The sequence below is a fragment of the Streptomyces triticisoli genome (genome assembly GCF_003270085.1).
GTDB lineage: Bacteria > Actinomycetota > Actinomycetes > Streptomycetales > Streptomycetaceae > Streptomyces > Streptomyces triticisoli.
In genome coordinates, this window is the sequence record NZ_QFDQ01000285.1 from 1 (window position 1) to 16,409 (window position 16,409).

The 16,409-nt window shown below is 73.4% G+C and carries 14 protein-coding genes and 2 pseudogenes; 4 read left to right on the forward strand and 12 right to left on the reverse strand.

Translation table 11 applies throughout. The features are described from left to right. From DEP02_RS32015 to DEP02_RS32030, 4 genes and pseudogenes are all read left to right on the forward strand, one after another. A pseudogene (locus tag DEP02_RS32015) lies at positions 1 to 256 on the forward strand (hypothetical protein); the annotation flags it as partial. A gap of 69 nt (positions 257 to 325) precedes the next feature. Continuing rightward, positions 326 to 715: a YbhB/YbcL family Raf kinase inhibitor-like protein gene (locus DEP02_RS32020; RefSeq protein WP_332872033.1), complete on the forward strand. Its 390-nt coding sequence runs from the start codon at positions 326 to 328 to the stop codon at positions 713 to 715. Positions 716 to 1,165: 450 nt separating this feature from the next. Next, a complete protein-coding gene (locus DEP02_RS32025) occupies positions 1,166 to 2,188 on the forward strand; it encodes a peptidoglycan-binding protein (RefSeq protein WP_112471178.1) in 1,023 nt (340 codons plus the stop codon). Positions 2,189 to 2,423: 235 nt separating this feature from the next. Next, the gene (locus DEP02_RS32030; RefSeq protein ID WP_112471179.1) at positions 2,424 to 2,774 is read left to right on the forward strand and encodes a hypothetical protein; all 351 of its coding nucleotides are present in this window, start codon (positions 2,424 to 2,426) and stop codon (positions 2,772 to 2,774) included. 139 nt (positions 2,775 to 2,913) lie between these two features. On the opposite strand, the gene DEP02_RS35955 is transcribed toward DEP02_RS32030, so the two are convergent. The 12 genes and pseudogenes from DEP02_RS35955 to DEP02_RS32085 form a co-directional block, all read right to left on the reverse strand. Next, positions 2,914 to 3,069, reverse strand: coding sequence for a hypothetical protein (locus tag DEP02_RS35955; protein ID WP_438947817.1), 156 nt, complete (start codon positions 3,067 to 3,069; stop codon positions 2,914 to 2,916). A gap of 76 nt (positions 3,070 to 3,145) precedes the next feature. Then, positions 3,146 to 3,451, reverse strand: a pseudogene (locus tag DEP02_RS35960) (MFS transporter); the annotation flags it as partial. A 239-nt stretch (positions 3,452 to 3,690) separates the two neighbouring features. After that, positions 3,691 to 4,866: a carboxylate-amine ligase gene (locus DEP02_RS32040; RefSeq protein ID WP_112471180.1), complete on the reverse strand. Its 1,176-nt coding sequence runs from the start codon at positions 4,864 to 4,866 to the stop codon at positions 3,691 to 3,693. Positions 4,867 to 5,201: 335 nt separating this feature from the next. Then, the gene (locus DEP02_RS32045; protein ID WP_112471181.1) at positions 5,202 to 6,929 is read right to left on the reverse strand and encodes a SpoIIE family protein phosphatase; all 1,728 of its coding nucleotides are present in this window, start codon (positions 6,927 to 6,929) and stop codon (positions 5,202 to 5,204) included. 245 nt (positions 6,930 to 7,174) lie between these two features. Continuing rightward, positions 7,175 to 7,318 (reverse strand): hypothetical protein, encoded by a 144-nt coding sequence (locus DEP02_RS34220; protein WP_198668693.1) that lies wholly within the window; start codon positions 7,316 to 7,318, stop codon positions 7,175 to 7,177. Between the two features lie 140 nt (positions 7,319 to 7,458). Beyond that, entirely contained in the window at positions 7,459 to 8,148 is a 690-nt protein-coding gene (locus DEP02_RS32055; RefSeq protein ID WP_112471182.1) for a nitroreductase family protein, read from the reverse strand. After that, positions 8,145 to 9,044: a hypothetical protein gene (locus tag DEP02_RS32060; RefSeq protein WP_112471183.1), complete on the reverse strand. Its 900-nt coding sequence runs from the start codon at positions 9,042 to 9,044 to the stop codon at positions 8,145 to 8,147. Before DEP02_RS32060 ends, DEP02_RS32055 begins: the two co-directional genes overlap by 4 nt. Then, positions 9,041 to 10,054, reverse strand: coding sequence for a ScbA/BarX family gamma-butyrolactone biosynthesis protein (locus DEP02_RS32065; RefSeq protein ID WP_112471184.1), 1,014 nt, complete (start codon positions 10,052 to 10,054; stop codon positions 9,041 to 9,043). Before DEP02_RS32065 ends, DEP02_RS32060 begins: the two co-directional genes overlap by 4 nt. A gap of 34 nt (positions 10,055 to 10,088) precedes the next feature. Next, entirely contained in the window at positions 10,089 to 11,036 is a 948-nt protein-coding gene (locus DEP02_RS32070; RefSeq protein WP_232839375.1) for a nucleoside-diphosphate kinase, read from the reverse strand. After that, the gene (locus DEP02_RS32075) at positions 11,033 to 12,121 is read right to left on the reverse strand and encodes an SDR family oxidoreductase (protein WP_112471185.1); all 1,089 of its coding nucleotides are present in this window, start codon (positions 12,119 to 12,121) and stop codon (positions 11,033 to 11,035) included. Before DEP02_RS32075 ends, DEP02_RS32070 begins: the two co-directional genes overlap by 4 nt. Then, on the reverse strand, positions 12,118 to 13,803 hold the full coding sequence (locus tag DEP02_RS32080) for a nucleotidyltransferase domain-containing protein (RefSeq protein ID WP_112471186.1): 1,686 nt from the start codon (positions 13,801 to 13,803) through the stop codon (positions 12,118 to 12,120). Before DEP02_RS32080 ends, DEP02_RS32075 begins: the two co-directional genes overlap by 4 nt. A gap of 17 nt (positions 13,804 to 13,820) precedes the next feature. After that, the coding region (locus DEP02_RS32085) for a phosphoenolpyruvate synthase (RefSeq protein ID WP_112471187.1) at positions 13,821 to 16,409 on the reverse strand (2,589 nt) is incomplete at its 5' end.

Sequence of the window (16,409 nt, forward strand, 5' to 3'; positions counted from 1 at the left end):
CCTCGTCGGCGGCGGCCCCGCGGCGGCGGCCGGCCCTCAGGCCGCCGCCGGGCACGCCGGTGTCCGGGCCTCCGTGGCCGACGCCGCTCACCACGCCTCCGAGGACCGCGCGGGCCACCAGCACGTGGATCCCTGGGTCGCGGACCAGCTGGCCTGGTTCTGTCCCTCGGCCGCGAAACGACTGGCCGTCTACGCCCCCTGGGTCAAGGACCAGCCGGCGCTGTTCGCGCCCGCGGCCGGCAACCGCGCCGGCTGAGGGGGACAGGTGTCCACCGTTCGGCCCCGGGTGCGCCCTGCCCGCCGTCTCCCGCGGTATGGCTGGGACATGGCCGGTACCGGACCGCGCGGCACGGCATTCAGCGATCCCGCGCTGGTCCCGTGGCGTCACGCACGGGACGGCGGCAACGTCTCCCCGCCGCTGTCCTGGTCGGGGGCGTCCGGCGGCGCCGCGGAGCTCCTCCTGCTCTGTGAGGACCCCGACGCGGGACAGTCGTCTCCCGGCGGCCGGGTCCGGGCCAACGGCTGGGCAGAAAGAGGCTGGGGCGTCCCGCACCCGCCGACCACGTGCACCGCGCGGTCGACGCCGCGCGACCGGCCGACGGCACCGTCGTCGGGATGTACCAGCGCTGACCGGCGCCCACGCATGGCTGCCGCCGGCGGCGGTACTCGGCGACCGCGGTGTCGTGACCGTTGGGCTGGGAGGGTCGATGGCTGACCCGGGTGCCGTGGGTGAGGTTGTGACACGGGTCGAGAGACGGCCCCCTGCTGTCGGGGCGCGGCCGGTTCGTGGCCGATCCGCGCGTGCCCGAGGAGAGCGGCAGCCGGACCGCCCCTCCTACGGGTGAGTGACGTGTTCCGGGAGTGCGCTCGCATCGGCACTCGTCCGGGTGAACGCACGCTCTCCGCACCGGTTCTCGGCGCGGCTGCCCGAAGGGCCCGGGGCGGCCTCGCCACGGGGCCGCGGAACGTCCGGTGGCCGCGCGGGGGTGCGGACGGTCCGGGACAGAGGCGCCGACCTCTTCGTCCGCCATCGCTACGCTCTGCGCTGCTGTGGGCCGATGCGTCCGCACTTGCCGTCATGCACGTGGCCGGCCTGCTGTTATGCGGCGATGCAGGCGGTGCGGACGCCCGGCTGTTCCGCATGACGACCGGGAGAGGCACGTACATGGCACATGAGCCGGACGGACAGGAACGGGAGCAACGGCCGGGGACCCGGTTGGCGTGGCTGCTGCGACGCTGGTGGGAGGAGGCCGAAAGTCCGCCCGGCGGCACGCGGCCCACACAGCAGGCACTGGCCTCGAGACTGGGCATCGACCAGACGACGCTCTCGCGCTACCTGAACCCGAAGCACACCTCGACCGCTCCGCCGAGGGTGGTGGAGGCGCTGCACGCCCAGTTGCGTGCCCCGGCGGCGGAGCTGGCACAGGCATGGGAGTTGTGCCGGGCGGCGCTGGAGGAGAACAGTCGTCAGGGAACCGTCGGCAACGGGCCGGGGCTCACCGGCGGAACCGGTGTCGCGGACGGCACGGGCGTGCGCGGCTCCCCGGGCCGGCTCCGATTCCGGTGGGCGCTGCCGACGCTGGTGGCCGCGATGGTGCTGGCATTCGTCGCCGGGGTGGTCGTTCGTGGCCAGTACGCCCCGCATCCTCGGGCCCCGGAGGAAGACGCGGCCGACGCTGTTCCGTTGAGTGGCGCGCCGCTCGAGTGGCCACTGCTGATGAAGCGGGAGGAGGACCAGTTCACCCGTGCCCGCGCCCTGCAGCACCTGCTGACGGCGCACGGCTACGAGGTGAAGGCGGACGGCTTCTTCGGGGACGACACCCAGGACGCCGTCATGGACTTCCAGCGCAGGAACAACCTGCCGTCCGACGGCAAGGTGGGCAAGGACACGTGGCCTGCCCTGGTGCGGACCGTCGGCCCCGGAACCGACGGTCACGCGGTCCTGGCCCTCCAGGAACTTCTGCACAACACGGGTCTGGGCGGCACGGAGGTGTCGGGGAAGTTCACCGCGGCGACCACCGGGGACCTGAGGTTCTTCCAGAGCAGGCACGGCCTGCCGCCGACCGGCCGGGCGGACGTGGACACCTGGCTGGCCCTGCTGGTGTTCCAGCGCCCGCCCGCCGACACCCCCGCGTACCAGAGGTCCACGGGGCCGCATGGCGTGCGACTCCCTCTCCCGAGGTCATGACCGCAGGCCGGAACGCCTCCTCACGGATTGCACGGAGGCTGCCTGGATGCTGCATGGATGTTGCATGAATGCCCCTTGTGCAGACACCGGGAATGTCTTCTCGCACCTTGCTCCCGCGGGCAGTCTGGTGCCGTGCCCGGCGCTCCCGGACGGCCCGCCCGCATCGGCGGACGGCGTGTCCGGGGCGTGGTGCCGGTGCGCTTCCTGTCAGCTCTCCACCCGAAGGGGTACCTCCATGTCCGCTGTCCGCAAGACCCTCATGTCCGCTCTGTCGACGGTCGTTCTCGCCGGCGGGCTGGCCGTCGGTGCTGCCGGCACGGCGAGCGCCGCCACGTGCCCGTCCTCGGCGTCCCCGAAGATCAGCGGAGCGGAGGCCAGTTGGACCCTGCGCTGCTCGGGCGGCTCCGTGCGGGTGTCCGGCTGGCTCGAGGACACCCGTATGGACGGCAAGTGCGCCGTGGTCCGCGTCGTTGGCGGCAACGGTGAGTCCCGCTCGAAGAAGGCCTGCGGCTCCGGGGTCCGGGAGCAGTTCAGCTACACCTTCGCCGGAACGAACAAGGCCGAGCTGCGCCTGGCCATCGCCTGAGCCCGTCCCGGGGCGGGCGCCGCGGTGCCCGCCCCGGGACGCCCGGGTGCGCTCGCACCCGACGAGGAGCCCGGGCGCGTGTTCTTCGGCCGGGTCCACATCAGCGTCCGCGGTGTGCGGGAAGGCGGCCCTTGTTCCCTCACTCCTTGACGGCTCCCGCGTTGGCACCCTGGACGAAGTAGCGCCGGCAGCAGAAGAACAGCGCTGCCACGGGCAGGGTCGCTGGCAGAGCCGCCGTCAGCTTCAGCGGATACTGGGTGCCTCCGCCCAGGCCGCCCGAGACCAGCCGGGCCACCACCAGGAAGGGGGGCGCTCGGCGCGAACGCGCACGCGGCCGAGGACACGGTGAACACCACCACGCCCCAGCAGAAGACCCGGCGGTTGCCCAGCCGGTCGCCCAGCGCGCCCCCGGTCATCAGGAACCCCGCGAAGACCAGGCTGTAGCCGTCCGTGATCCACTGGATGCCGGTGAGCGAGGCCGACAGTTCCCGGCCCGCCACCGGCACGGCGACGTTGGTGATCGTCACGTCCAGGATCACCATGAAGTACCCGGCGCACACCGCCAGCAGCGGGGCCGTGCGGGCCGTGCCGGCCGTCCCGGGAGCCGCGAACGCCGCGTTCCCCACTCCATCCGTCCACACGGGAGCCCTGCGCGAAGCGCATGATGGGGGACACATGCACTCGTTTCGCGTCAGCCGGCTTCCTCGCCCCGGCGGACGGCGGGCCGCAGCTCGGTCGGGCTGCGTGCGTACGGGTCGTAGGACACCGTGCTGCGTCCCGGGACCGGGCGAGCCCGGCTCAGGGTGAGGGTCACGCAGGTGCGCCAGGGTTCATCGGGTGCGGCGGCGCGCAGGTCGAAGCGAACGGGGTCGTGGCGAGCACCTCTCGCAGAGCGGGCGGAACGGCGGGATCTCGCCTATGCCGTGGTGCCGCCGAAGGTCCTCAGGGGAACGGCTCCGCCGGTGCGCGGGAAGGACGCCGGCCGCTCTTCCGGAGCGCCGCCGATGTCGGTGAAGGCCAGCAGACCGTTGACGGCGTCGAGTCCGCCGGCGTGCAGAGCCCGGCGCTGCAGGTCCGCGCCCGTACCCTCCCGCAGCAGGCGGTGCACGACGGCGGTCACCTCCCGCAGATCGCCGGCTGCTTCCAGCGCGGAGTCCACGTGTTCCAGCAGCCCGCCCACCACGTCACCGGCGCGGCGACGGCACCCCTGAGCATCGATCAGGTCGCCACCGAGCCCGTGCCGGGCGGCCTGCCACATCGCTGCCCTGATCAGTTCCGGAGCGCACCGCGGTGCGCGGACACCGGCGGCTGCCTCGTACATCGCGGTTTCCACCAGGGCACGGACCAGGCCGGCCAGCATGACGGCGTCGCCGGCGCGCAGCTGCACGTCCATGCAGCGGATCTCCACCGTGGGATAGCGCTCCGACAGCCGGGCCTGCCAGTACAGCTGGCCGGTGTCGGTGATCACGCGGGTGGACAGCAGCCGCCGGACCCGCAGGTCGTAGTCCTCCTCGTCGGCGAAGTACGGCGGTATGCCGCTGACCGGCCACCGGTCGAAGATCACGGTGCGCCAGCTGGCGAATCCGGTGTCGTGTCCTTTCCAGAGCGGCGAGTTCGCCGACATCGCCGTGAGCGTCGGCAGCCACACGCGGAGCCGGTTCAGCACCTCCACCCCCACGTGCCGGCCGGGCACGGCCACATGCACGTGCATGCCGCAGACCATCTGCTCGGCCACCAGCTGCGGGGCCTGCCGCCGCATCGCCCGGTAGCGGGCGTGGTCGGTGACCGGCACCGGCGGCCCCTGATGGGTGGGCGGAGTCCCGCTCGCCACGAGCCGGCAGCCGTGGGCTTCCGCCGCACCCGCCACAGCATGCCTCAGCCGCAGCAGGTGTCCACCGACCTCGCCCAGCTCGGCACAGACCGGAGTGGCCACCTCGACCTGTGTCTGCAACAGCTCCGACTGCACCTCCCCGTCGGCGACGAAAGGCTGCAGGCCGGCTGTGGCGCGCACCTTGTCCTCCCGCGCGGCCGGCAAGCCCGTAGCCGCATCGACCAGCAGGTATTCCTCTTCGACGCCGATGGTCGTCGCCATCAGGGCTCTTCCCTTCACCGCTCACTCCCGGAGCGGAGCCGGACGGAAACCGGTCACCGGGTACAACACCACCCCGCCTGACGGCGATGAGGCGCACGTGCCGAGCGGCAGCCGGTCGAAACCTCTCATGGGGTACTGGCGGTCACCTCAGTATGGGCGCCGGACGGGAGGCCGCGCACCGCACGGGGAAAACACCGCGCCACCCTCCCGGCCCGCGGGCCGGGCAGCCGGGGGCACGAGTTCTCCCTCGTGGAGACCCCTGAGGCACTGGGCGAGCCCGGGCCTCCGGTCATGGGTACGGAGACCGGCATCAGGGGAAGATCAAGGACGCGTTGTCAGGCGACCGAGCAGGCCGCCCGGGAACCTCCCGGAGGGATGCGTACGGCCAGGAGGGCCACATCGTCGTCGTTGTCGGACGGGCGGGTCCGCGCGAGCAACTGGTCGGTGAAGGACTCCAGGGGGCGGTGGGCCAGGGAGGCGGCGTGCCGGCTCAGCCGGCGCAGCCCGTCGTCGAGGGACTTGCCGGGGGACTCGATCAGTCCGTCGGTGTACAGCAGGAGGGTCGAGCCGGAGGGCAGGACAGTGGTCGCGTCGGTGCGGGCCTGGTCGGGAGCGACACCCAGGAGCAGGCCGTGGCCGTCGGTGAGGTAGCGGGTCACGCCGTCGTGGGTGATCAGCAGGGGCGGTGGATGGCCGGCGTTGGTCCAGGTCAGTTTGCACTGCCCGTCGCCGGTCACCGTCGTCCGGGCGAAGACGAGGGTGGCCATGGACACTTCGGCGATGCGCACGGATGCCTGGTCCAGCCATTTGACGATCTTGCTGGGCGGCTTCTGCTGCGACCAGGCGTAGGCGCGGAGCATGTTGCGCAGCTGCGCCATGCCGGACGCGGCGTCCAGGTCGTGGCCGACGACGTCCCCGATCGCCAGAGCCATGGCGCCGTCGGCCAGGGTGAAGGCGTCGTACCAGTCACCACCGACGTCGGATGCGTCCGGCGCGGAAAGGTACCTGGCGGTCATCTCCAGCCCCAGTCCACGCGGCAGCTGCGGCAGCAGGTGCCGTTGCATGGTCTCCGCGACCGTGCGCTGCCGCTGGTAGAGGCGTGCGTTGTCCAGAGCCAGACCGGCACGGCGCGTGATGTCCTCCAGCAGCGCGATGTCGGCCGCGGTGAACGGCTGCGGCTGTGCGGAACGTCCCAGCGTCAGGGCGCCGAGGACTTCCCGCAGGCTGCGGATGGGCGCGATGACGGCCGAGTGCATCCCCGTCGCCTCGAACAGACGGCGCTGTTCGACGGCGATCCCCGAGTCAGGCGGTCCCTGGTAGGTCTCCGGCCTGGCCAGTGCGGAGGCCGCGCCCCGCAGGGCCCGGGACAGGGGCATGGACGACTCCTCCGGTACCGGCGGCATCGGCCCCTGGAGGTCCTCCCGGTCCGTCAGGACGCCGTTGTCCATGTGGGCGACGGTGACCCGTCGCACCTCGTCGTGTTCGGTGATCAGGTCGATCACGGCCCAGTCCGCCAGACGGGGAACCATCAGGCGGACCAGTCTGTGCAGCGCCTCCTCGACATCGAGGGTCGAGGTCAGCCGCGACGTGGTCTCGGCCAGCAGCGCCAGCCGCTCGAGCTCCGAGAGCGGTGCGCCGGCCCGCTCCGGCGGGTCGGCGGCGTCGTGCGGGTGGAGGAGCACGAGCGCGGCGGGCCGGTCACCCAGGTCGCACGGCGCGACCGTCCAGTCGACTCGCAGCAGGGACCCGTCACCGCGTTCGAGCCACTCCCCCGCCTTCTGCGCCGCACGGCCGGAATGGACGGCCTGACGCACCACGCACTGGACCCTCGGCATCCGCTCCCCATGCTGGTTGCGGTGCAGCAGGTCGTGTGCGTCCTGGCCCACCAGCAGTGCGGCGGGCCGGGCCAGCAGCTGTTGTGCCCGGGCGTTGACCTCGACGATGCGTCCCTGCTCGTCCGATACGTAGGCAGCGGACTGCAGGGCGTCCACCACCCGCGCAAGCGCCTCAAGGACATCGTCCGGCGGCCGCCCGCCGGTGCGGCGCACTCCCGGCGGATCCATCACGCGCCTGCCACCTCCAACCACGGCGAAGGCCGTCTTCTTTCCCCCGTCACCAGGTTCCCCCAGCCGGCCGAGGTGACGCTCGTATCCGCCTTTCACGCGGGAGTGTCCGATGAAGACGGGCACCCGCTCCGCCTCCGGCCTGCGGCACGGTCCGCTCGTACGCGGCCTCGGCCGGAGCAGTGCGCTGCTCGGCGCGCCCCAGGTCGTGAACCCTGCCGGTTCCGCCCGCGGTATGAACCGCGTCAGGCGATCATGTCCTGCCGCAGCGGCGGCCCGGTCTCGGTCATCGGTGTCCACGGCAGCCCCGTGGACAGGTTCCTGGCCGACGCCTGGATGAACAGGTCCCTGACCCCGCGCACCGGGCGGTGTCCTGTGCTGAAGTACATGAAACCGCTGCTCGGGCCGATCGCGCAGGGAAAGGTCGACCCGACCCCGCCCGGGTGATCCCACCATCTGCCGCCGGCGGGGGCGCCACGCGGCTACGAGCTGTTCGAGAACAAGCAGGACGGCTGCGAAAAGGTGGTCCTCACGCCCTGATCCGGCCCCGGCGGCCGTCGTCGGCGCCGCCTCCCTCGTCGCCCTGCCAGCCGTCGTGGTGCAGGACCTCCTCCAGCGGCCGTCGCGGCCCGGGGCGGAAAGCGGTGCGCAGCGGGTACGCGGTCGGCAGGAGCGCGCCCTGCCGGACGGTGGGCGGCAGGCCGAGCAGGTCGGCGACCTCCTGCTCGCGGTCCAGGTGGACGGCTGTCCATGCGGTGACCAGGCCACGGCTGCGGGCGGCCAGCGCATAGCTCCAGGCGGCGGGCAGCAGGGACGCCCACAGGCCGGCCTGGTTGCCCGGCGGCAGCCGGCCGTCGGGCAGTTGGAGGCAGGGGATGACCAGGACGGGCACGCGGTGCAACCGCTCGGCCAGCCGTCGGGCGCCGGTGAGCACCGAGCGGGTCGCCTCGGGCAGTTCGTCCGGTCGCCGCAGGGCGGCGGCGTTGCGGTCGTGGAACGCGGCCCGGTACACCTCGGCGAGGCCGGCGCGGAGCCCGGGGTCGGTCAGCAGGAGCCAGCGCCAGTTCTGGCGGTTGTTGCCGTTGGGTGCCTGCAGGGCGACGCGCAGGCAGTCCTTGACGAGTTCCGCGTCCACCTCCCGCTCAAGGTCCAGGCCGTTCCGTACGGTGCGTGTGGTGGTGAGCAACTCCTCGCAGGTCAGGGGTTGTTGGATGGTCATGGCAGCACCGCCGCGCGCACGGTCAGGGCGAGGTGGGTGCCCGCGACGAAGCCCGCCGCGGCCGGCAGCGGCCAGCCGCCTCGGCGTGCCCGCAGGAACCGCCGCAGGCCCCAGGCGGGCAGCGCCGCCGTCAGGCAGGGCAGCAGCCCGGCCGGGCCGTCCGGGAGGAACAGGGCGATCTGGCAGCCGACCGCCCCCACCGCCAGGGCCGCCGTGACCGCCGCGCTGCGCCGCGGGCCGAGGAGGGCCGAGTACAGGCGCGCGCCGGGCGGTGTCTCCCAGACCGTCTTGCGGGCGAACTCGTAGTGCAGGAACACGCAGGCGCACAGCGCCAGCAGCACCCCCGCGCGCCAGTCGGCGGGGACGGTCCCGGCGGCGGCCAGTGTCCCGTACACGTAGATCCCGAGCAGCACCTGCACCGGGTAGGTGACCGTGAGGTTGAGCAGCTGCCGGTCGCGTACTGCCGCCGACAGGCGTTCCAGGGCGGCGAGCAGCAGTGCGTAGCCGAGGGCCGACAGGATCAGCAGGACGGCGGCCGGCGACAGGGCGGCGTTCAGGCCCGTGAGGACGGCGGTCAGGACGGCCATGGAGCCGCGCAGCTCGGCGGCGGTGATCTCACCGGTGACCAGCGGCCGGTCCGGGTGGTGCACGCGGTCGTACTCGAGGTCCTTCTGCTCGTCGAGCATCCGCAGGAACAGCAGGGCCAGTACGACACTCGCCACCCGCACCCAGGTCGCTCCCGTCGGCCGCCATGCCGCGCCGGTCAGCGACACCGCGGAGGCCTCCAGGGCCAGCACCCACAGCAGTCCGTAGGCGGCGTGGAGGTGGGGCCGGAACATGCGGAGTACGAAACGGGCCAGCCGGGCGGGCACGTGGAGCACGAGGACGGTACTCACGTCAGGGCCGTCCCCCTGCCCCCCGGCAGGTGGCCCGGCGCCGCGCCCGCGATGCCCGCGACGGCGGCCAGGCCGGCCGTGTCCCGGTCGGCGAAGCCGATGCGGGCCTCGGCCACCGGGGCGCCGAGCTGGTGCAGGGCGCACTCGACGTCCGCTCCGGGCAGCACCGGGGCGGTCAGGCACAGCAGGGGCAGATCCATCTCGGCGAAGCGGTGGAACCGCGCGGACAGGCCGACCGGCAGCGCCGTGGGCGTACGCAGCGCGCCCGCGGCCACGGCGGCGGTCAGGGCCAGTTGCCGGCATGCCTCCAGCTCCAGCATGCCGGGCACGTGGTCGACCCAGTGGTCGTACAGCGTCGGGTGCGTAGTCCGGGCGACCAGGCGGGCCGCGCTCCCGCCGTCGCCGGTGGTGCGCGGCGGGGAGATGACCACGTTGGCGGGGTCGCGGCGGCCCACCAGGGCGGCGTCGGCGCGCGGTCCTCGCAGCGCGACGGGACGGCCGGACAGGCCGAGCGCGCCGCGCTGCCCGGCCCGCAGCCGCGTCCAGTCCCGCGGCCGCATCCAGGAGTAGTCGATGCGGGCGGACATCGCGGGGCGCCCGCGGATGGTCACGGTGAAGGCCAGCCGCAGTCCCGTCATCCCGGACCGGCTCCGGAGCCGTTCTCCGACGCGGGCGGCGATGACGGCCTCGGTGGGGGTGTTCCCGGGCACCAGGGCGGTCGGGTCGAGCACGTCCGACTCGACCGCGCGCAGCAGGAACTTGTGGCCCAGCGGTACGCCCAGGTAGCGGTGGGCCACGACGAAGATGGCCTGCCGGCACGCCTCCAGCAGCATGAAGGGGTCGTGGTGGGTGCGCGGGGCGAGGGTGTCGTCGTGGAAGGCGTGCAGGCGGGGAAGCTGTGCGGCGAGCAGCACCTCGTCCTCGCTCGGGCGCTTGGCGTCGGTCAGGAAGACCTCGGCGATCGCGGCCCGGTGGACCAGTTCCTTGGGGAGGGTCCTGGCGAACTGCATGGGGTGTTCCTCCTTCAGAGGGCCGGGGCGTGCTTCAGAGGGCCGTGGCGCCGAGGGCGGTCAGATGGCGGCGCCATGTTCCGGTGTCGGCTCCGTCCAGCACCGGGGCGCGGCCGGGCTGCCGCATGGGGAGCACCTTGGAGCCGACGATGACGGTGTCCCAGGGGTCGAGGCCGACTCCCTGGCTCCAGGCCGCTTCCAGGAGCCGGCGCGGGTCGGCGGCGGGGTCGGGGCCGTGGTGGTGCGACAGTGCCCGGCGCAGCCGTTCGAGGGCGGGTTCGAAGTCGAGTGCGCGGGGCTCGGTGGCGGCGTAGAGCCGGTCGGTCAGCTCCAGGGCGTGCGCGGTGCGGTCCTCGCCCCGCAATGCGGACCGGAAGAGGCGGTCACGTTCGGTGTCGTCGAAGTGGACGGCCGACTCCCGTAGTACGTCGGCCGGTTCGTCGGGGGTGTGCACCAGGTTGAGCAGGTAGCTGTAGCGGCCGAGGAGGTGGCGGAGCTGGCCGGGAGCCCGTGCGTCCGGGTCGGTGGGACCCTTGAGCCGGGTGAGCTCCACCGAGGCCGGGACGTCGAGGGCGTGGCCGGGGCGGACGACGAGGACGAGGGCGTCGGCGTCCTGGAGGAAGAGCGCGGCGAGCCGCCTGCGGTGGGGGGTGGCGAGGTTCCACTGGAAGTACCACAGGGCACGGATCATGGTGCGGGTCAGGCGGGTGATCGCCGCGCCGACGATCCGGAAGTCCTGTTCGGCCAGCCACTCGACGGCCGCCTCCAGCCTGCGCGCCACCACGGCGTCCGGCTTCAGCAGCAGCGTGGCGTGGTGCCGGGCGAAGCCTGGGACGTCGTCGGTGAGGGCGGCGAGGTGTTCGTGGGCTTCCTGGTAGTAGGTGTCCGCGCCGTACAGCCGTTGCTTGGCGGGGTGGCAGGTGAGCAGGGGCGACACCGCGATGCCGTGCTCGGGCCCGGGGTGTTCGGGGTGGTACGTCACTGGGTGCTCCCGTGGGTTCGGCGGGTGGCCGGCTGCTTGGGCGGGGGCGTGCCGAGGTAGCCGACCCGCAGGCAGTGGTCGAGGAGGCGGCGCAGGTAGGTCCGTCCGCACGTGGGAGGCCGGCGGACGCCGAAGGCGATGGCCCGCGCGTCGTCGAAGTGGACGCGCCGGCGGAAGTAGGTGTCGTGGAGGGCGATGACGCGGTCGTAGTAGGGGCGTTCACGGTCGGGCAGGGCCGATGCGGAGAAGGCGGACGGGGGGACGAACCTCGGCACCTGGAAGGGCGGGTACTCGGCGAGGACGTCGGAGAAGTCCCGCAGGGTCAGCTCGTGGCCGACGGCGTGCAGGGTGCGGCCCTCGGCGTCGTCGAAGCGGAGGGCGGCCTCGGCCACCAGGCCGGCGACGTGGTCGACCGGAGCCAGGTCGAGTACGGCGTCGTAGTGGCCGGGGGCGCTGCGTGCCAGGCCCCTGGTGAAGACCTTGAGCACCGGATGGATGGTCCTGAAGTCGCGGACGCGGCCGGTGCGGGCGGCGCCGGTGATGATGCTCGGGCGGACCACGGTGACCGGCAGGCCCTCCGCGGCGGCCTCGCGGACCAGGGTTTCCGCGGTCAGTTTGCTCCGCTCGTAGCCGTTGCCGGGGCGTTGGCCCACGTCGAGTTCGTCCTCGTACGCGGTGCCGTCGCGTTCTCCGCAGACGTAGGCGGTGCTGACGTGCACGAGCGGGGTGCGTCCGGCGAGGGCGAGGTCGAGGACGTGCCGGGTGCCGGAGACGTTGACACTGTCGTAGCGCTCCTCGGGCAGTCCGAAGCCGGTGACGGCGGCGCAGTGCACGATCCGGTCGGCCGTCCGGGCGAGGTGCCGGTGGTCGTCGGTGAGTCCGAGGCCGGGGCGGGTGATGTCGCCGGTGACCGGGGTGAGGGTGCCGGGCCCGGGGGTGAGTTCTCTGCCGTTGTTGCGCACGAGGCGGGTCCTGCTGTGCAGCAGTGTCAGCACGGTGTGGCCCGCGGCGGTGAGCCGGGCGGTCACTTCCGCGCCCACCAGGCCGCCGGCGCCGGTGACCAGTACCGTCATCGCGCCGGTCATCGGCCGGTCCTCCCGGGGGCCGGGTGCCGTCCGCTCCGGTGGGGCCTGGTGCCGTGGCCGGCGAGGAGGTCGCGGGCCTCCTCGATGGGCAGTCGCGCGTCCAGGTGGGCTCCGATGCGCAGCCAGTCGTGGCCGAGTTCCAGGGTGGCCCGCCAGGCGTCGGCGGAGTCGAAGCAGGAGGGGAAGGCGTCGGCGCCCGCGGTGGTGCGCACCAGCGCGACGAAGGCGCGCAGGTCGGCGAGGGCGGCCTCGCCGCGGTCGGGCGAGTCGACGGTGCGGCGCAGCAGTTCCCCGGCGCGTGCGCGGATCGGCTCGGTGGCCGGCGGCAGCAGGTCCATCCGGTGGACGAGGTCGCAGTCGGCGGGCAGCGGGTTGACTCCGTAGGAGCTGAACAGGCCGCGCAGCGCGGCGTGCACGGCGCGGCGGGCGGTGAGTTCGGCGACCGGCCACTGGCCGCGCTCGAGCGCGCCGGTGAGGTCCTCGACGGCGTTCTCGACGACGACGTTGGACCACACCAGGGCCATGGTGGCGGCGGCGAACCGGTCGGCGGGCAGGGGTACCAGGTCGACGGCGTCGGGGCCGCCGACGGCCGCGCCGGCCACCGACAGCGGCGGCTGCGCGGTAGAGGGCGGTGGGGTGACGGGGCCGGGCGGCGCGGCGAGCGGCAGCGACGCGGTGACGGTGCCGCCGCCCTTCCACGCCAGCCTGATCAGTCCGTAGCGCCAGAACGCGGCCAGCAGCGGGCCGGGGTCGGTGCCGGCGAGGTCCTCGGCCGCGGCGAGCACCTGGGGCAGTGGGCGGCCCGGGACGAGACAGCGCCAGACGGCTCCGGCGCGGTCGCCGAGCGCGAACACCTCGCGGCGCCGGCGGATGACGTGGACCCGTTCGCCGGTCTGCCAGGTCGTCACGGCGGCGGCGCGTTCGACGGTGAGGCGTTCGGGGCCGGCGGCCACGCCGGTCAGGCCGAGGTCGGCGGCGAAGGCGAGGCAGGCCGAGAGGTGGGCCCGGGCGGCGTCCGGGTCGCCGGGGGCGGGGGTCGCGGAGTTCAGCTCCCCGTACCGGTCGCGCACCTCGGGCCGGCCGATGCGGTCCAGCTGCAGGGAGAGCCACTTGGGTTCCAGGTAGGTCTCGCCCCGGCCGGCCGCCCACGCCTTGACGGTCTGGACGAGTGCGGCGCGGTTCCAGTCGACGGCCTCGTCGGTCTCGCCGAGGCAGAGCAGCGCCACCGCGTGCCGCATGGACTGGCGGGCCCGGTGGGCCCACCAGTCGCCGGCGATGCGGGAGAACCGCTCGCGGGGCATGAGTGCCTTGACCTCGTCGACCAGGGTGTGGCCGCGCAGCGGGTGGCCGTGCAGCAGCCGCTGACAGCGGTTGAGCAGGTCCTCGCAGAGCTTGCCGGGGCGCTTGGCCTGTTCCTCCAGGGTGCGGAACTGGTCGGTGAGTTGACGTACCGAGCGGGTGCGGATCTCCACCCGGCGGCCGTCGACGAAGAGCAGCGACGGCATGGTCGGCAGGTCTTCGTCGCCCCGGCCGATGACCAGGAAGTCGATGTCGGAGGAGGGGTTGCCGAACCCCTCCGCTATGGAGCCTTCGAGCACCACGGCGAAGTCGGCAGCTCGGGGCGGCAGTTCGGCGAGGGACTTGTCGAGCAGGTCGTGCAGTCGGTCCTCGGTGAGGATCACGGATGTGTCTCCGTCCTTCAGCTGTCCGGGGGCACGGCCGGGCCGCCGGCGGTGCCGGCGGCGGGCGGGTCGGCGAGTACGGTGACCGTCCCGGCGGCGCCGTCCACGCGCAGCAGGGTGCCGGTGCGGATCTCGGTGGTGACGTCCTTGACCTGGACCACGGTCGGGATTCCCAACTCCCTTGCCACGACGGCCACATGGGTCAGGGGGCTGCCGCGTTCGACGAGCACGGCGGCGGCCGAGGCCAGCGCGGGCACCCAGCCGGGGTCGGTGCGGTAGGCGACCAGGACGCCGCCGCCGATCTCGCGCGGGCTGTCCGTGACCACCGCGGGCCCTTCGGCGACACCGGGGCAACAGGGGGTCCCGCGCAGTTCGCGGACGCCGCTGCGGGCGGCGGGGCCGCCGGTCCAGCCGGCCCGCTCCAGATTGCCCGACCAGTAGGGAGCGCCGCGGGTGGTGAAACGGGACGGTGCGTGCAGCGCGGTGTCTGCGGCGAGTTGCCCGCGGCGCAGCGCGGCCAGTTGCTTCAGCTCGGCGTGGGCGATCCGGCCCTCGTAGGCGCCCCGCACCTCCTCCAGCCTCAACATGAACACATCGGCCCAGGAATCGATGGCCCCGACGCGGGCCAGGTCGCGGCCCATCGCGCGCAGCATGCGCTTGGCCGCGCCGAAGGCGCGGGTGCGGCAGAACCGCAACCGTTCGCGGTCGGCGAGCGCGGTCCTGGCCTTGCGCCGCACCCGCTCGTACACCCAGCGGCGGGGGCCGCGCAGATGCCGGTCGAGGTAGGCGTCGGCCTCGCCGCCGCGGCCGCTGGGCCGGTCGCCCGTGCTGTCCGGCAGCGCCTCGCGCAGCAGGGTGAACAGCCCGGCCGGGTTCTCCCGCAGGTCGGGCACCTCCAGTTTGAGCTCGTCGGGACTGCGGTAGCCGTAGGCGGCGACATACGCGTCGACGGCGGCCAGGACGTCGGTGTGGCCGCCCTCGCGCAGCGCCCGGTGGGCGTCGGCGTCGTCGGTGTGCTCCAGCAGGCGCCGCACCTCGTCGTCGGCCCGCACCCGCGCCGCCAGGCCGGCCAGCGCCCGCGCCGGTTCGGCGGACTCGACAGGGCCGTCGGGTGCGGCCGCGGCCCAGGTGAACCAGTCGGGTGCGTCCGGCAGCCATCTGCGGGTCAGCAGGGCCAGCACGCCGACGGAGAGCAGGATCGTGGCGTCCAGGACCTGCATCGGACCCCATTTCTCGATGAGTTCCCTCTGCAGCCTGCGAAAGCGCCGGTGGGTCTCATCACCGGGCAGCGTGTCGTAGTCGACATTGTTGAATTCCTCATACGCCCGGTAGAAATCGCGGTGGAAGGTCTCCACGGATTTCCGGACGGCCAGAAACCTTCCGGTGAAGACCGCCGCACGGGTCAGCCGGGAAAACCGGCCGCGCAGCCCGGTTCGCGGCGTGAAAGGATGAAGGGCGTCGGCACACTCGTCGGAAATGCTCTCCGAGACACCCAGCGATTTCTCCAGCACACGGCGGTTCAGCGGGTACAGCGGGGCCAGGCGCACCATGCGGTACCAGTGGTACAGGTTGTAGTAGACCCGTCCGTGGAAGTAGCCGAGCAGGTGCGGGGTCCACTCCTGGACCTCGCGCAGCTGATCGCCCCTGACGCCCAGCGCGCGGGCGTAGCTCTCGTACACCTTGGTGTAGGTGTCGGCGGCGAAGCTGTGGGTGAGGGGGGAGACGACGCCGCCGAAGCTCTCGATGATGTTGGAGTTGTCCCACAGCCGTACCTCCCCCTCGGGCTCCTCGCGTTCCGGTCCGGTGCCGGACGGGTGGCCGAGGGCGGTGATCGGACGGCTCTGCAGGATCCACAGGGTGCCGTCCGCGATCGCCCACTCGATGTCCTGCGGGGTGCCGTAATGCGCCGTGGCGCGCACCCCCACCCGGTGCAGCCGGACCAGGTCCTCGGCGGTCAGGCACAGGGCCCCACGGTCTTCGGGGGCGACCGGCGACACCACGCAGCCGGGGCCGGCGCCGGCGTCGTAGCGCTCCTGCTTCTCGCCGGTCACGGTGGTCAGCGGCTCGCCGGTGGCCGCGTCCAGGACCACGGTGTCGGCGTCGACGGCGCCGGAGACCAGCCCCTCCCCCAGCCCGTGGACGGCGCTGACCACATGGCGGTCGCCGCGGCCGGTTGCCGGGTCGGCCGTGAACAGCACTCCACTGCGCTCGGCGGGCACCATGCGCTGAATGATCACCGCGACGCCGCCGGTGTTCAGCGGCAGCCGGCGCTGCGCGCGGTAGTGCAGGGACCGTTCGGAGAATGCCGAGGCCCAGCAGCGGCGGACATGGGCGGTGACCTGGTCGAGACCGCGGACGTTGAGGAAGCTGTCGAACTGGCCGGCGAACGAGTGCTCCGTGCCGTCCTCCTGCGCACCGGACGAGCGGACGGCCACCAGGCCGCCGCCGACCTGCGCGTAGGCCAGGGCAACGGCCTCGGTGACGCGCTCGTCGAGAGGTGCCGCCCCGATCAGTGCGGCGATCTCGGCGGCGGCCTCGGCGGCGGCCTCTCGGGCCCCGCGCCCGCCGTCGCCGCCCCGGCCGTCGGCCGGCGGGGCTGCCAGGGC

Bases quoted from the DNA above. Each gene is read 5' to 3' on its own strand.
- DEP02_RS32030 (WP_112471179.1), top strand. From the start codon at position 2,424: ATGTCCGCTGTCCGCAAGACCCTCATGTCCGCTCTGTCGACGGTCGTT.
- DEP02_RS32045 (WP_112471181.1), bottom strand. From the start codon at position 6,929: ATGGATCCGCCGGGAGTGCGCCGCACCGGCGGGCGGCCGCCGGACGAT.
- DEP02_RS32055 (WP_112471182.1), bottom strand. From the start codon at position 8,148: ATGACCATCCAACAACCCCTGACCTGCGAGGAGTTGCTCACCACCACA.
- DEP02_RS32075 (WP_112471185.1), bottom strand. From the start codon at position 12,121: ATGACCGGCGCGATGACGGTACTGGTCACCGGCGCCGGCGGCCTGGTG.
- DEP02_RS34220 (WP_198668693.1), bottom strand. From the start codon at position 7,318: ATGTACTTCAGCACAGGACACCGCCCGGTGCGCGGGGTCAGGGACCTG.
- DEP02_RS32040 (WP_112471180.1), bottom strand. From the start codon at position 4,866: ATGGCGACGACCATCGGCGTCGAAGAGGAATACCTGCTGGTCGATGCG.
- DEP02_RS32065 (WP_112471184.1), bottom strand. From the start codon at position 10,054: ATGCAGTTCGCCAGGACCCTCCCCAAGGAACTGGTCCACCGGGCCGCG.
- DEP02_RS32025 (WP_112471178.1), top strand. From the start codon at position 1,166: ATGGCACATGAGCCGGACGGACAGGAACGGGAGCAACGGCCGGGGACC.
- DEP02_RS32020 (WP_332872033.1), top strand. From the start codon at position 326: ATGGCCGGTACCGGACCGCGCGGCACGGCATTCAGCGATCCCGCGCTG.